The organism is Pseudonocardia aurantiaca (genome assembly GCF_039526725.1).
GTDB lineage: Bacteria > Actinomycetota > Actinomycetes > Mycobacteriales > Pseudonocardiaceae > Pseudonocardia > Pseudonocardia aurantiaca.
In genome coordinates this window covers 167,635-180,709 of sequence record NZ_BAAAJG010000010.1, presented here as the reverse complement: position 1 = coordinate 180,709, position 13,075 = coordinate 167,635, and the positions used below count along the sequence as shown (strand labels likewise).

13 protein-coding genes are annotated in these 13,075 nt (G+C 70.1%); 3 read left to right on the top strand and 10 right to left on the bottom strand.

Going from position 1 to position 13,075, the window contains the following annotated elements; all coding sequences use genetic code 11:
* Window positions 1–204: 204 nt before the first annotated feature.
* The 6 genes from ABD143_RS16545 to ABD143_RS16520 are packed head-to-tail and all read right to left on the bottom strand — an operon-like array spanning window position 205 to window position 5,240.
* Window positions 205–1,389 carry a lipid-transfer protein gene (locus ABD143_RS16545; RefSeq protein WP_343978450.1) on the bottom strand — a complete coding sequence of 395 codons (1,185 nt, stop codon included), beginning with the start codon at window positions 1,387–1,389 and terminating at the stop codon, window positions 205–207.
* Window positions 1,389–2,528 carry an acyl-CoA dehydrogenase family protein gene (locus ABD143_RS16540; protein WP_343978447.1) on the bottom strand — a complete coding sequence of 380 codons (1,140 nt, stop codon included), beginning with the start codon at window positions 2,526–2,528 and terminating at the stop codon, window positions 1,389–1,391. The genes ABD143_RS16545 and ABD143_RS16540 overlap by 1 nt, the downstream gene beginning before the upstream one ends.
* A 7-nt stretch (window positions 2,529–2,535) precedes the next feature.
* Complete coding sequence (locus tag ABD143_RS16535; RefSeq protein ID WP_343978444.1) at window positions 2,536–2,988, bottom strand: Zn-ribbon domain-containing OB-fold protein; 453 nt, start codon at window positions 2,986–2,988, stop codon at window positions 2,536–2,538.
* Window positions 2,985–4,166 carry an acyl-CoA dehydrogenase family protein gene (locus ABD143_RS16530; RefSeq protein WP_343978441.1) on the bottom strand — a complete coding sequence of 394 codons (1,182 nt, stop codon included), beginning with the start codon at window positions 4,164–4,166 and terminating at the stop codon, window positions 2,985–2,987. The genes ABD143_RS16535 and ABD143_RS16530 overlap by 4 nt, the downstream gene beginning before the upstream one ends.
* A gap of 37 nt (window positions 4,167–4,203) precedes the next feature.
* Complete coding sequence (locus ABD143_RS16525) at window positions 4,204–4,632, bottom strand: hotdog family protein (RefSeq protein ID WP_343978438.1); 429 nt, start codon at window positions 4,630–4,632, stop codon at window positions 4,204–4,206.
* Between the two features lie 29 nt (window positions 4,633–4,661).
* On the bottom strand, window positions 4,662–5,240 hold the full coding sequence (locus ABD143_RS16520) for an FAS1-like dehydratase domain-containing protein (RefSeq protein WP_343978434.1): 579 nt from the start codon (window positions 5,238–5,240) through the stop codon (window positions 4,662–4,664).
* Between the two features lie 246 nt (window positions 5,241–5,486).
* On the opposite strand from ABD143_RS16520, the gene ABD143_RS16515 reads away from it, so the two are divergent.
* Window positions 5,487–6,047, top strand: coding sequence for a MarR family winged helix-turn-helix transcriptional regulator (locus tag ABD143_RS16515; protein ID WP_343978431.1), 561 nt, complete (start codon window positions 5,487–5,489; stop codon window positions 6,045–6,047).
* Between the two features lie 593 nt (window positions 6,048–6,640).
* A complete protein-coding gene (locus tag ABD143_RS16510) occupies window positions 6,641–7,297 on the top strand; it encodes a TetR/AcrR family transcriptional regulator (RefSeq protein ID WP_343978428.1) in 657 nt (218 codons plus the stop codon).
* On the opposite strand, the gene ABD143_RS16505 is transcribed toward ABD143_RS16510, so the two are convergent.
* The 3 genes from ABD143_RS16505 to ABD143_RS16495 form a co-directional block, all read right to left on the bottom strand.
* Window positions 7,292–8,818, bottom strand: a complete 1,527-nt coding sequence (locus ABD143_RS16505) for a class I adenylate-forming enzyme family protein (RefSeq protein WP_343978425.1) — start codon at window positions 8,816–8,818, stop codon at window positions 7,292–7,294. The two genes, ABD143_RS16510 and ABD143_RS16505, sit on opposite strands and share 6 nt — an antisense overlap.
* A gap of 80 nt (window positions 8,819–8,898) precedes the next feature.
* Window positions 8,899–9,048 (bottom strand): hypothetical protein, encoded by a 150-nt coding sequence (locus ABD143_RS16500; RefSeq protein ID WP_343978422.1) that lies wholly within the window; start codon window positions 9,046–9,048, stop codon window positions 8,899–8,901.
* A 300-nt stretch (window positions 9,049–9,348) separates the two neighbouring features.
* Window positions 9,349–10,104: an IclR family transcriptional regulator gene (locus ABD143_RS16495; RefSeq protein ID WP_343978420.1), complete on the bottom strand. Its 756-nt coding sequence runs from the start codon at window positions 10,102–10,104 to the stop codon at window positions 9,349–9,351.
* Window positions 10,105–11,103: 999 nt separating this feature from the next.
* Here ABD143_RS16495 and ABD143_RS16490 point away from each other — a divergent pair.
* On the top strand, window positions 11,104–12,339 hold the full coding sequence (locus ABD143_RS16490) for an acetyl-CoA C-acetyltransferase (RefSeq protein WP_343978417.1): 1,236 nt from the start codon (window positions 11,104–11,106) through the stop codon (window positions 12,337–12,339).
* Between the two features lie 132 nt (window positions 12,340–12,471).
* Here ABD143_RS16490 and ABD143_RS16485 read toward each other — a convergent pair whose 3' ends face one another.
* Window positions 12,472–13,065: a TetR/AcrR family transcriptional regulator gene (locus ABD143_RS16485; RefSeq protein WP_343978414.1), complete on the bottom strand. Its 594-nt coding sequence runs from the start codon at window positions 13,063–13,065 to the stop codon at window positions 12,472–12,474.
* Window positions 13,066–13,075: the final 10 nt, after the last annotated feature.

Here is a 13,075-nt window from a genome sequence, read left to right as displayed (position 1 = left end):
GCCATCACATCGACGACCGCCACCTCATCGGACGTCGGAAGGGGTTCGGTGGCCGGTTCGACGTGCCCGAGGAGGTCGAGGCGCGAACGCACCGATTCCTGCCACAGCCGAGCCCACCGCGTAGACGGTCATGAGCAGGACCACCAGCCTGTGCGTCCGACGGTAGGCGTGTCTCACCGGCGGCGCGGGCGGGACGCGGGCGGCCTACCCATCACGGCCGACGATGATCCCGCTGGTCGGCACCCCGGTTCCCGCGGTGACCAGCACATGGTCGACCTCGTCGAGCTGGTTGGCCGAGGTGCCCCGGATCTGACGAACGGCTTCGAGCACGCCGTTGACGCCGTGGATGTAGGCCTCGCCGAGTTGCCCGCCGTGGGTATTCAGCGGGAGCCGTCCCCCCATCTCCAGGTGCCCGTCGCGGATGAAGTCCTTCGCCTCACCGCGACCGCAGAACCCGAACGCCTCCAGCTGCGGCAGCACGAACGGGGTGAAGTGGTCGTAGATGACCGCCGAGCGGATGTCGTCGGGACCGAGACCGGAGGTCGCGTAGAGCTGGCGCGCGACGAGCGCCATCTCGGGCAGCTCCACCTCGCGTTCGTCGGGCCGGTAGTAGCTCGTCATCATGTGCTGGTCGTCGGCCGCACCCTGGGCGGCCGCGTCGATGAGCACGGCCGGGTGCGGCATGTCGCGGGCCCGCTCGGTGCTGGTGACAACCAGCGCGACGCCTCCGTCGCTCTCCTGGCAGCAGTCGAGCAGGTGCAGCGGCTCGACGATCCACGGGGAGGCCTGGTGGTCGTCGAGCGTGATGGGCTTGCCGTAGAACCACGCGTTGGGGTTGGTCGCGGCGTGTGTGCGGTCCACGACGCTCACCCGGCCGAAGTCCTCGCTGGTGGCCCCGAACTCGTGCATGTAACGACGTGCGAACATCGCCACCCAGCTCGCCGGTGTGGCGAGCCCGAACGGCAAGGTCCAGCTCATGGCGATCTGTTCGGCGTCCGACCCGCTGGGCTGACCGCGCTGGCCCGCCCCGAACCTGCGGCCGGACCGTTCGTTGAACGCCCGGTACACCACGACGTTCCTTGCCACGCCGGTGGCGACCGCCATCACGGCCTGGAGGACGACGGCGCAGGCGGCGCCCCCGCCGTAGTGGATGCGCGACATGAACGTGAGGTCGCCCATTCCCGTCGCTCGGGCGATGTCGATCTCAGGGCTGGTGTCGAGGGAGAATGTCGTCAGGCCGTCGATGTCCGACGGCTCCAGCCCGGCGTCGGCGATGGCGGCCGTGACGGCCTCCACAGCCAGCCGCAACTCGCTGCGGCCGGACCTCTTCGAGAACTCCGTCTGTCCGATCCCGACGATGGCGGCCTGGCCGGAGAGTCGACGGTCCATCAGTTGTTCCTCTCGGCGGAGCCCCAAGCCATCGCGGCCCCGATGCTGGCCAGGTGCGAATGGCCCGCGCCGAGGCTCAGTTCGTTGTGCTTGGACCAGAGCGTGTAGCGATGCAGCGGGTAGTCGGTGTCCACGCCCATCCCACCGTGTAGCTGCTGGGCCGCGGCGGTCACCCGCTGGCCCCCCTCAGAGGCCCAGAATTTCGCGACGTCGACCGTGTGTCCCACCGGCCGGTCGTTGTCGAGCGCCCAGGCCGCCTGCCAGAGCGTTGACCGGATGCACTCGACGTCGAGGTAGGCGTTGGCGGCGCGCAGGGCGACGGCCTGGAACATCGCGATGGGACGGCCGAACTGCTCGCGTTCCGAGGTGTAGGCCGAGGTCATCCTGAGCGCCTGCTCGGCCACGCCGAGCTGGATCGCGCATGTCGCCACCACCGCGCGATCGACCATCCAGCGAAGGACGTCGACGCCCTCGGGACCGGCGAGCACGGCGTCCGCGGCGACCCGCACCCCCGTCAGCACCATCCGCGACTCCGGTTGGCCGCTGGTGGTCTGCTCGCCCTCGAGCACCACGCCGTCGGCGGTCGCCTCGACCAAGAAGACCTTGACCTCGTTCTCGGCCGTCTCGGCCGGGACGAGTATGTGCTCGGCGTGCTCGGCGAACGGGACGCAGATCTTCTCGCCGTCGAGCTGCCAGCCTGCCTCGCCGAGATCCTTCGCGATGGTGGACACCGTCAGCGGGTCGTGCGAGTGCGGCTCGACCAGCGCCGCGGACAGCACCGAGTCACCGGACACCATCGCCGGCAGGATCGATTCGCGCAGGCGGGCCGGGCCGAATGCGTCGATCGCCGGTGCGGCGACGGCCAGCGTGATCGCCATCGGCAGCCTGGCCAGGTGCCGCCCCTGCATCTCAAGCAGGGTGCACGTCTCGAGCAGCCCGAGCCCGGTGCCGCCGACGTCCTCGGCGACGGCGAGCCCGAGCAGGTTCCCGGCCGCAGCCTCGCCCCATGCCTCGCGGTCGAACCACGCGGCGCCCGACGGTGGGGCCGGCGCTCCGACGATGCCGGCCGACCGCGGCGCGAACACCTCGGCGGCCACCGACTGGGCAGCATGCTGCTCCTCAGTCAGGGAGAAGTCCATCGCGTCCTCACTTGTCCTGGGTCGGGCGGAAGAGTGGAAGGGTGAGCCCCGGCTCGACCTCGACGAAGGTCGCTTCCACCGGCATGTCGACGTGCACCTCGTCGGGGCTCACCCCGATCACCTGCGAGATCAGGCGGGTTCCCTCGTCGAGCCCGATGACCGCGACCGAATACGGCTCGGTGAACGGCGGGGCGAGGGGCTTGTGGAACGTGACGTGGCTGTACACGCGGCCACGGCCGCTGGCCACGACGTGGCCGAGGTCGAAGGACCCGCAGGCGGCGCAACGCGGCCGCGGGGGGTGCGCCAGTGCGGCGCACGACCCGCACCGCTGGATCCGGAGCTCCCCGACGGGCAGCCCGTCCCAGAAGAACGCCGTGTCCTCGTTGACGGCGGGCCACGGCCGTTGGCGCTGCGAGTCGGCGGAGGCCGGTGTGGCGGTGTCGACCGTCGTCTCGGTCATCGTCCACCCCGCGGCATCCCGAGCCCGGTCCACGCGATGATCTCGCGTTGGATCTCGTTGTTGCCGCCCCCGAACGTCCCGACGATGGCGCTGCGGTACTCGTTCTCCAGGCGCCCCCTGAGCACCGACCCCGGCGACCCCGACCGGAGGTAGCCGGCCTGTCCGAGGATCTCCAGGAGCAGCCGCGCCACCTCCTGGTGCGCCTCGGTCCCGAGCACCTTCGCGGCCGACGAGTCGGACGCGGTCAGCTCGCCCGCATTGAGGGCCGCGGCCATGCGCCAGTTCGCCAGCTTGACCGCCTCGATCATGGCGTGGGCGCGGCCGAGCAGCAGTTGCACCCAGCTCAGGTCGATCACCCGCTCGCCAGAGCCCATCTTCGTCTGCCTGGACCAGTCGAGCACGTCGTCGAACAAGCGGAACCAGCGTCCCGCGTTGGCCGCGAGCGCGACCCGCTCGTGGTTGAGCTGGCTGGTGATCAGCGTCCAGCCCTGGTTCTCGCCGAGCACGAGGTTCTCCGCCGGGACCCGCACATCCTCGTAGTAGCTGAACGTCGTGTGCCCGCCGCCGACCACGTGCAGCGGAACGGCGCTGAACCCAGGGGACGAGGTTGGGACGATGAACACCGAGATGCCCCGATGGCGTGCCTCCGTCAGGCCCGTGCGGGCGGCGAGCCAGATGAAGTCGGCGGTGTCACCACCGCTGGTGAACACCTTGCTGCCCTGGATCACGTAGTTGTCGCCGTCTCTGACGGCCTTCGTGGTGAGGGCCGCGAGATCCGTCCCGGCAGAGGGCTCCGAGTAGCCGATGGCCCAGTCCTCCCGCCCGGAAAGGATCGCCGGGAGGTGCCGCCGCTTCTGCTCCTCGGTGCCGTAGTGCATCAGCGTCGGGCCGACGGTGTTGAGTGCGATCAGCGGCAGGGGTGCCTTCGCACGGTTGGCCTCGTCGAAGAAGATGAACTGTTCGAGCGCGGAGAGGGACCGCCCGCCGTACTCCTTCGGCCACCCCACGCCGAGCCAGCCGTCGTCGCCCATCCGCTGCCTGATGCGGCGGGTGACCGGGCCGTCGTGGCCACCTTCCTCGGTCATCGCGGCCTCGGCGTCGGGCGGGATCAGCTCACCGAAGTAGGCGCGGATCTCCTGCTGCAGGCGGAGTTGCTCGTCTGTGTAGCTGAGGTACATGCACGTTCCCCTTCGGTCGCACCTGTTCGGGGTAGCGTCACGCGAGCTCGACAGTCATCCGTGCGATGACCGAGTCCTGCTGGACCTGGTTGTCGATGTGGACGGTGAGATCCACGAGCTTGCGATCACCTTCGGCGTACTTCCGCTCGACGGTGCCGTGCACGGTCAGGGTGTCGCCCGGGCAGTTCGTGCCGCGCATGTCGAAGCCCAGCTTGCGCAGGAAGGAGTCGGGGCCGGCCCAGTCCGTGACGTAGCGGCCGAGCAGGCCCTGGTACCACATCGTGTTCAGGAAGATGTCCCGGGCGCCGTTGCGCCTCGCGAACCCCGCGTCGTGGTGGATCGGGTAGATGTCCCGGGTCCCCGCGACGTCCTTGGCGAGCGTGCTGAGGGTGACCTCGAACGTCAGTGGGGGGAGTTTGGTCAGTTCCTGCACATCGGCCCACCGGGCCGCCGTCGTCATCGTCATGTGCGTCTCCTGTCCCTACGTCGGTCGGTTCAGTCCCTGCGCGCCGAGGTGCCGTCGTACATCAGGAGCACGTTGCGTGCCTTGGCCACCACCGTCTCGTCGACCTCGGTGATGTACTCGATCTCGGTCGTGAGGAAGACGCCGCGGCCTACGCGGGTCTGTTTCACGTCGCTGACGTGGACGAGCCGGTCGGTCTGGCCCATCCGCCCGTCGCCCGGCCCGAACGGCTCGAGGTACTCCTCCTCGCGCGTGACGTTCGTCGCCGTCGTGAAGCCGAGCTCCCGGACGATGTCGTAAACGAGGCTGGACGGCGACGGGCCGAGTTCCTTCTCGCGTTGCTCGGCGCGCTCACGCAGGAAGTCGGGGAGCCACCACGCGGCCATGTTGAGCGCCATCAGCGCCTGCGGCGGGGCGATCATGCGTCCGAAGCGCGAGGCGATGGCCTGTTCGGCGTCCCAGTACACCGGGTTCGCGTCCTCGACCGCCTCGCAGAAGTTCCACACCGCGGCCGTTTCGATGGGCCGGGCGGACCAGCGCAGTGGGCCATCCCGGCCCAGAAATGGTTCCAGCCTGTCGCGTAGCAGCGTGTCGACGTCGTGGTCGTTCACGGTCTTCCCTTCCCGGGACGGAGGGGGCAGGTGAAGCGGCCGAAAGAGGCCAATGCCGCGAAGGTAGAAGCTTACTAACCAGCCGTCAAGTAGCCTTGTCCGAGCGCGGCCGCCTCGGGCGAGGTTGAACAGGTCGCATCGTGCCTGGTAGGCGCCTCAAGAAGGGCACTTTCAGTAGACGGGTCGATCAGCGGCCACGTCCAGAACGCATGAGTCTTGCACGTAATACTGATGTACATTGCAGGTATGCCTCCGTCCCGCGGATCCCGAGTCGACGAGCTGGACACCGCCCTGCTGGTGTTGCGACGGCTCTGGCAGCGGCCGGAGGTCAGCGCGTTCCTCGGCGCCCGCCTCGACGCCACGATCAAGCTCGAGCACTACCGGACGCTTAACGCCGTTGACCGCTCGTCGGGTCGAATCTCGGTCGGCGAGCTCGCCGGCGTGCTCAAGGTCGACGCGTCCACCGGTAGTCGCCTGGTGGAGGGGATGGTCGGGCGCGGGTATGTGCACCGCAGCGAGGACGCGTGCGACCGGCGCCGCTCGACCCTCGACCTCACCGACCTCGGGCGCGAGGTGCTGCTGACACTAAAATTGGCGCGGGTCGCGGCCCTGACCGAGCTGACCCAGGACTGGCGGGCGAGCGAGATCGCCGACCTTGCCCGATTGCTGCGGCGGCTCGACGCCGCCGTCAGGGACCTGCACGGCACGCCTGCCCCGAACGGTGCGGGAGCGCGCGGCCCCCGGGCTCCCACGCGAGGGCGCGACGAGGCCGACCGGTCGACGGCCGACCGGCAGCCGCCGCGATGACCTGCACGAACCGGCCCGTCGGTGGCGGACCACATCCTTCGGCCAGTCGATTCCGGCCGCGCCTGCCCACACGTGGCCCGCTGCAGCCTGCGGCACCCGCAGTTCCTGGTCTTCTGGTCGAGCTTCTGCACGACGCAGCTGGGTTTCTGGATGTCGAGCGTTTCCTTGCAATGGCTCACGGCCCGGGTGGCCGACGAGCCCACCCTTGAGCTCGGCTATCTCTACTTCTTCAACCTGATCCCGCTGTTCCTCTTCTCGCCGTGGTCCGGCGTGCCGGCCGACCGCTACCGGCGGCGCGACCGGCGTCGGCGCGATCGTGGGAGCGTTCCTGGCGAGCGCGGGGACGGCCGTGCCCAAGGTGCCGCGCGTGGGCGCTGGGCGTCTTCGCCGCCGTGCTGTCGGTGCTGGGCCTGGGCATGCTGCTGTGGCATCGACGACGCACCGGACCGCCGATGCCGGGGTCGGCGTCGTGAGCGCGGAGGTCGGCGCGGTGGGAGCCTGTACCCTGAGTTCCCGAATGGGGACACCAGCAGGCGCGGCGTACGTGCCGCACACTCGGGCGACCCCGGTCCGTCGACGAAAGGCGGGCGACCGTGCCGCGCGGTAATCCTTCAGATGGAGGCCTGACGACACGTGAACGTGTTCTGCAGGAAGCGGCGTCCCAGTTCATCGACCACGGTTTCACGCGCACGCCGCTGAGCTGGATCTCCGCGCGGCTCGGTGTGACCAAGGCCGCACTGTACTACCACTTCGAGAGCAAGGACGAGCTGCTCATTGCGCTTGTCTCGCCGCTGCTCGACCGGGTGGACCAGCTGTTGGAGGATATGGAGAAGCGGCCGAACGGTGAGCACGACAAGCGCCTGCTCCTCGAGCGGTACGCCGACATCCTCGCCCAGGACCGCCGGGCGGCGGCGATACTTGGCCGCGACCTGAACGTGAGCTCGCACCCGGCGATCGCACCGCGGATCGAGAACCACGTGCGCAGACTCATGGACCTTCTGACCGGCTCCGTCCCGGATCCCGAGGAGCTCGTACGCGTCAGCTCGGCGATGACGATCATCCAGCGCGGGCTGGTGGGACGCGCGAGCGAACAGAAGACCGTCGGGGCGTTGTCCCGCGACGAGCACCGGCGGATTCTGGTGCGGCTCGCGTTCGGCATCCTCGAGCAGCGGTTCGCCGACGGCACCGCCCCGGCCGACCCACCGAGCCCGGTCCCGCGGCTCGTGTCGAGGCCGGGCCGCGTCTCATAGCGGCCGCCGATCCTGGGTTCCCGTGGCCGGGGGGTCCGGAGTGACATCGCGGCGAAGGGCCCTGCGCAGCAGCTTGCCCGTCTCCGTGTACGGCAGGTCCGCCCGGAACTCGACGAGCTGAGGCACGCGTGAGGACCGCAGCCGGGACCGGACCCAGTCCCGCAGCTCGTCGGCCTGCACCGTGCTGCCGGTTTCCCGCACCACGAGGGCGGCGACGGACTCGCCCCACTCGACGTCAGGGACGCCGATCACCGCGACGTCGGCGACGTCGGGATGGCGCAGCAGTACCTCCTCGATCTCCCCTGGCGACATGTTCTCGCCACCCCGGACGATCACGTCGTCCATGCGACCGTCGATGAACAGGTAGCCGCCGTCGTCCAGATGCCCGCCGTCGCGCGTGGCGAACCACCCGTCGCGGAGCCCGGGCGCGGCGCCGAGGTACTCACCGGACACCTGCTCGCCGCGCACCCATACCTCGCCGGACTGCCCCGCACCGACTGCGAGCCCGTCCGCCCCTCGCACCTGCAACTCGATCCCGGGAAGCGGGCGCCCGACGGAGCCGAGCCGGAGCCGGACTGCCGGATCGGTGCTGGCCGCAGCGGAGCGGTGGTCGTCAGGACCGAGCACTGCGATCGTCGAGCTGGTCTCGGTCAGCCCGTAGGCATTGACGAAGTCGACGTCCGGCAGCAGCGCCATCGCCCGCTCGATGACGGGGAGCGGCATACGCCCACCTCCGTAGGAGAGGTGTCGAAGGCCCGGCAAGGTGGTACCGGCCCGCTCGAGGACGTCGAGGATTCGCACGAGCATTGTCGGGACCACCATCGCGTGGGTCACCGACTCGTCGCGGACCGTCCGCACCCAGCCCTCCGGATCGAACTGTTCGAGGTAGACCAGGCGGCGCCCGGAGTAGATGGAGCTCAGCACGGCGGAGATGCCGGCCACGTGATAGCCGGGAACGCTCACCAGCGCGCACTCCGCCTCGTCCGCCGCCGCGAACCCGACCGTTCCGATGATGTATGAGAACAGGTTCTGGTGTCTGAGCACCGCCGCCTTCGGCTCACCCGTGGTGCCGCTGGTGAACAGCAGGATCGCGATGTCACCGTCCACGACGTCCAACTCGGCCATGGCGGCGCGGTTGGCGAGCTGCTCCAGGAACTCCGGTCGGGACACCACCATCACCTGTTCGATCCCGGCGACCCTGGGGACGGCGGGTGCGTCGACGACGGCGACGCTCGGCGCGGTCCGCCGGACCACGCCGCGGAGCCGGTCGTCGGCGAGCCGGTAGTTGATCGGCACGAACGGCACGCCCGCGATGGCGGCTCCAAAGAGCAGTACCGGCATGGCGTTGGAGTTGACGTCGATCGCGACGACCCGCGCACGGTCCTGGTCGGTGATCCAGGACGCCGCCCGCTTCGCGCGAGCGAACAGGCTCGCGTAGGACGTGCTCGAGCCCCGGGGACCGATCGCGGCGCGGTCCCCGAATCCGTCGGCCGCCATCTGCAACAGCATCGCGATGTTCACTGCGCGCTCACCGTCTCTCGTGTCGGCCGTGCCGGTAGGTGTGGATGCCGTGTCTCACGAATCGGCACGGCGCAGGGAAGTCATCGGCGGTGGGCGGCGTCGGCCGCGGGATGCGGTGCCGTGCCGCCGCTGCGCCGCCAGGTGGTGGGGCTCTCCTCCACCTGGACGACGGCCCCGCGCGGTGCGAGGGCGCGCGCGTGCGCGGCCGCCTCTCCCAGTGCAGAGAGCATGCGTGACGAGCAGGCCCTGCACCTCGTGGACCCCCGTGCCGATCCGGTCGAGGCCCGCGCACAGGGCGTCCCATCCATCGGGGGTGTCCCACCCGGCGTCGATGAGGTACGGGCCCTGCGGCGTCTCGAAGACGTAGACGAAGACATGCCGGAGCGTGTCGAGGGGCAGGGGAAGGGGCAGGCTCCACAGCCCCGAACTCATCTGCTCGACGGGTGGCATTGCACGGAGCGGAGCAGCGGAGCCGGCCATCTGGCCTCCTTCGATCGGGCACGGGGCCCGGGGCCCGCGGGCGGTAGAGGTCAGCTGCCGGAGGCGTCCTGCGCGGCAGCGCGAACGAGAGCGCCGACCTGCTTGACCCCGGACGCGGAGATGCGGAAATCGGGTGCGAGCACGACCATGACGGCGATCGGCGTTGCCGACGCGTCGAGGACGGCAGCACCGATGCTCGTGACGTCGTTCGCGCTGTACACGGCGTAGCCGCGCTGCCGGGCCGCGTCGATCAGCTCGGCGTCGAGCTCACCGGTCGGGGCGACGACCGCCGCGCTCGTGGGGACGGGCGGCAGCGCGGCGAACCATGCGGACGCACTGGCTCCGAACAGCGGCATGACGTCACCGACGCGCGCCATGCTGGCGACCGTCGCGCTGCTGTCGGCGACGTCGACGACGACGAGCTGACCACCCTGTGCCGCGACCAGGAGAACCGTCTCGCCGGTGGCGTCCCGCAGTGTCCGGATGGCCCAGCGCGACCTCTCCACAGTCCGCGTGAGCCGGGCGGAACCGGCGATCTCCAGGATTCTCGCGCCTAGCTGCCACCGCGTCGGACGGTCAGCCGTCGGCTGCAGCCAGCCCGCCTGGTGCAGGGTGACCGCGATGCGGTGGACACCGCTTTTGTCGATCCCGGTTTCGCGTGAGAGCTCGCTGACACCGATGGGCTGACGGGCGGCGACAGCCTCGAACACCCGGCACGCGTTGTCCACCGCCTGGACCCGTTTGACCGTCGACATCTGGGCCTTTCGTCGTCCATGAGGGCCGAGTGGCGCCTTGACCCGTGCCACCAGCCGACCGTACGATCCGAAATGTATCACTAGGTAATATGAGTTGTCTCTCTCTGAGACACACTAATTGGGAGGTTCGCGCTGATGCCGGATCCCGTACGCGTCGGAACCCGCCTGACCTGCCCCAGCTGCGGCAATCAGATCGTCGTCGTGAAGCCGTCCAAGACCGCCTTCACGTGCTGCGGCGGGGTGCCGATGAGCGCCAAGGTCCCGGAGGGGCGCTCGCATGTCCACGCTCGGTAAGCGCTACTCCTGCGACACATGCGACGCTGTCGTGCTCTGCTGCTCCGCAGGCTCCGGTGACGTCCGTTGCTGCGAAATGGTCATGGTGGAGCGCACGGCGACGCCCCTGCCGTCCTCCGACTAGGCAGAAACTCGAACTCGAGCCCCGGGTCGTTCTCGAGGAACGCCACGCTGCTACGCGTCGTTGCCGGGCAGTCACAGGCCGGCCCCCGAGTAGGCGCTGGTGCCGCCGAGGAGGTCCGTCTTCTCCAGCACGAGGACGCTGTAGGCCCTGTGCGGCGGCGGTGTAGGCGCCCGTCAGGGCGGCACCGCCGGAGCCGACGACCACGACGTCGACCTCGGTGGGAGTGCGGCCCAGCCGGTCGCCGGGTTTGCGGAGCGGTGGGCGGTGGGCGGCACCGACGGGCCCGCTCATGATCCGGGCACCCGCTGACGGTCGGGCATCGGTGCCTCATCGCTCGGACGCTAGAAGGCCGGGGGCGGGGCGGATACGCGACTTTCCGCTGAGCAGGACGGGCGGGATCCGGTGGCCGCGGCCGGAACCGGACCACCGGACGAACGCTCCGCGCATGCGGCCCGGCCGGCCCTTGACGCCGCTGACGGCGAACCAGCAGGGTGAACCAAACGCTTGCTCGCTTGCTGAAAGTGTCCCGGTGTTCTCTTGAGCGGCCGCTCATCACCGAGGCCTCCTGCTGGAGGAACGCGGCATGTATGGTCGGACCGAAGCAAGCGATTGGTTGGTTAGGGGAGGTCAACATGGGGGTTTCCGCTGGCGGGCCGCAGGCCGTGATCGTCGCGGCTGCGCGGTCGCCCATCGGCCGGGCCTACAAGGGATCGTTGCGCGACATGCGACCGGACGACCTCGCCGCGCAGTTGGTCCGCGCGGCGCTCGACCAGGTCCCGGCGCTCGATCCCGGCGAGATCGACGACCTCCAGATGGGGTGCGGACAGCCCGCGGGCGAGCAGGGGTACGGACTCGGCCGCGCGGTCGCCGTGCTGCTGGGGCTCGACGCCGTGCCGGGCGCGACCGTCCAGCGCTACTGCGCGTCGAGCTTGCAGACCACCCGGACGGCCGCACACGCGATCCGGGTCGGCGAGGCCGACGTCGTCGTCTCCGCCGGGGTCGAGTGCGTCTCGCGGTACGCGCGCGGCAAGTCCGACGGGATGCCGGACACCCGCAACCCGGTGTTCGCCGAGGCCACGGAGTGCACCGAGCGCCGGCGGGTGGATGGCGAGCCGTGGAAGGACCCGCGGCTCGACGGTCACCTCCCCGACCTGTACGTCGCCATGGGGGAGACCGCCGAGAACGTCGCCGGCCTGTGCAGGGTCTCCCGCGCCGCGCAGGACGAGTTCGCCGCGCTGAGCCAGAACCGAGCGGAGGCGTCGATCGCCTCCGGGTTCTTCGCCCGCGACATCACCCCCGTCACCCTGCCCGACGGCTCGGTGGTCGTGGCGGACGACGGCCCGCGCGCCGGCGTCACGGTGGAGAAGCTGGCCGGGCTCGCGCCCGTGTTCCGCGAGGACGGGACCGTGACCGCCGGCAACTGCTGCCCGCTCAACGACGGGGCGGCCGCGCTGGTGCTCATGTCCGACACCCGCGCCGCGGAGCTGGGGATCACCCCGCTCGCCCGGGTAGTCGCGACCGGTGTATCCGCGCTGAGCCCGGAGATAATGGGGCTCGGTCCGGTGGCCGCAGTGGAGCGCGCGCTGGCGCACGCGGGCATGACGATCGGCGACGTCGACCTGATGGAGGTCAACGAGGCGTTCGCGGCGCAGGTGCTGCCGTGCCTGGACAAGATCGAGGTCGGCGTGGACCGCGTGAACGTGCACGGCGGCGCCATCGCCCTGGGTCATCCGTTCGGTCAGACCGGCGCCCGCCTGACGACCACCCTGCTGCACGGGCTGCAGGATGCGGACGCCGAGGTCGGCGTGGTCACCATGTGCGCGGCGGGCGGCCAGGGCATGGCGCTGGTGATCGAGCGCGTCGGTTAACGCGTCACCGACATCGCCCACCACTCGATCGGGGGTGTGATCGCCGGTCCGCACGTCGTCCCGGTCCGCTGCGCCGCACGCTGACCCTCCGGGGGCGGGCCTGCACCGGGCCGCCCCGCGGGTCGGCCCGGATCAATCCAGGTCGAACGCCGCGTAGCCGTCAAGGAAGATCGACGCGCAGTCCGCGGCGAGCCGCTCGATCGTGTACGGGCCCTCGGGGCGGTACCAGCGCACGGACAGCCAGACGGCGTCGCGGACGAAGCGGTAGAAGACCCGCGGCTCGATGTCGGTGCGGAACGAGCCGTCCGCCCGACCCTCCTCGATCACGGCCAGCCAGGTCTGCTGGACCTCCGCGGCCGCCGCCTTCACCGCCTCGTACTGCGGCATCTCGCGGAGGTAGTTCATCTCGTTCTGGTAGATGATCGAAGCGTTCGGCTCTGCGTCGGCGGCCAGCAGCGACGCGGTGATGAGCTCTTCGAGCCGGTCGCGGGGCGACAGGTTCGCGCTGAGGACCTCCCGGTAGCGGCCGCGCAGGTGCTCGAGATACGTCGTCACGATCTCGTTGACGATCGCATCCTTCGACGGGAAATGGTGGTAGAGGCTGCCGGAGAGCACGCCCACCTCGTCGGCGATCTGTCGGACGGTGGTCGACGCGACGCCCTGACGCGCGAAGAGGTCCGCTGAGCTGCGAAGGATTGCCGACTTGCGGTCCTGTTGTGGGGCCACGTGTACTCCC

Coding starts and splice junctions, on each gene's coding strand:
- ABD143_RS16530 (WP_343978441.1), bottom strand. CDS start 4,166: ATGTACCTCAGCTACACAGACGAGCAACTCCGCCTGCAGCAGGAGATC.
- ABD143_RS16545 (WP_343978450.1), bottom strand. CDS start 1,389: ATGGACCGTCGACTCTCCGGCCAGGCCGCCATCGTCGGGATCGGACAG.
- ABD143_RS16540 (WP_343978447.1), bottom strand. CDS start 2,528: ATGGACTTCTCCCTGACTGAGGAGCAGCATGCTGCCCAGTCGGTGGCC.
- ABD143_RS16490 (WP_343978417.1), top strand. CDS start 11,104: ATGGGGGTTTCCGCTGGCGGGCCGCAGGCCGTGATCGTCGCGGCTGCG.
- ABD143_RS16525 (WP_343978438.1), bottom strand. CDS start 4,632: ATGACGATGACGACGGCGGCCCGGTGGGCCGATGTGCAGGAACTGACC.
- ABD143_RS16535 (WP_343978444.1), bottom strand. CDS start 2,988: ATGACCGAGACGACGGTCGACACCGCCACACCGGCCTCCGCCGACTCG.
- ABD143_RS16515 (WP_343978431.1), top strand. CDS start 5,487: ATGCCTCCGTCCCGCGGATCCCGAGTCGACGAGCTGGACACCGCCCTG.
- ABD143_RS16500 (WP_343978422.1), bottom strand. CDS start 9,048: ATGCTCTCTGCACTGGGAGAGGCGGCCGCGCACGCGCGCGCCCTCGCA.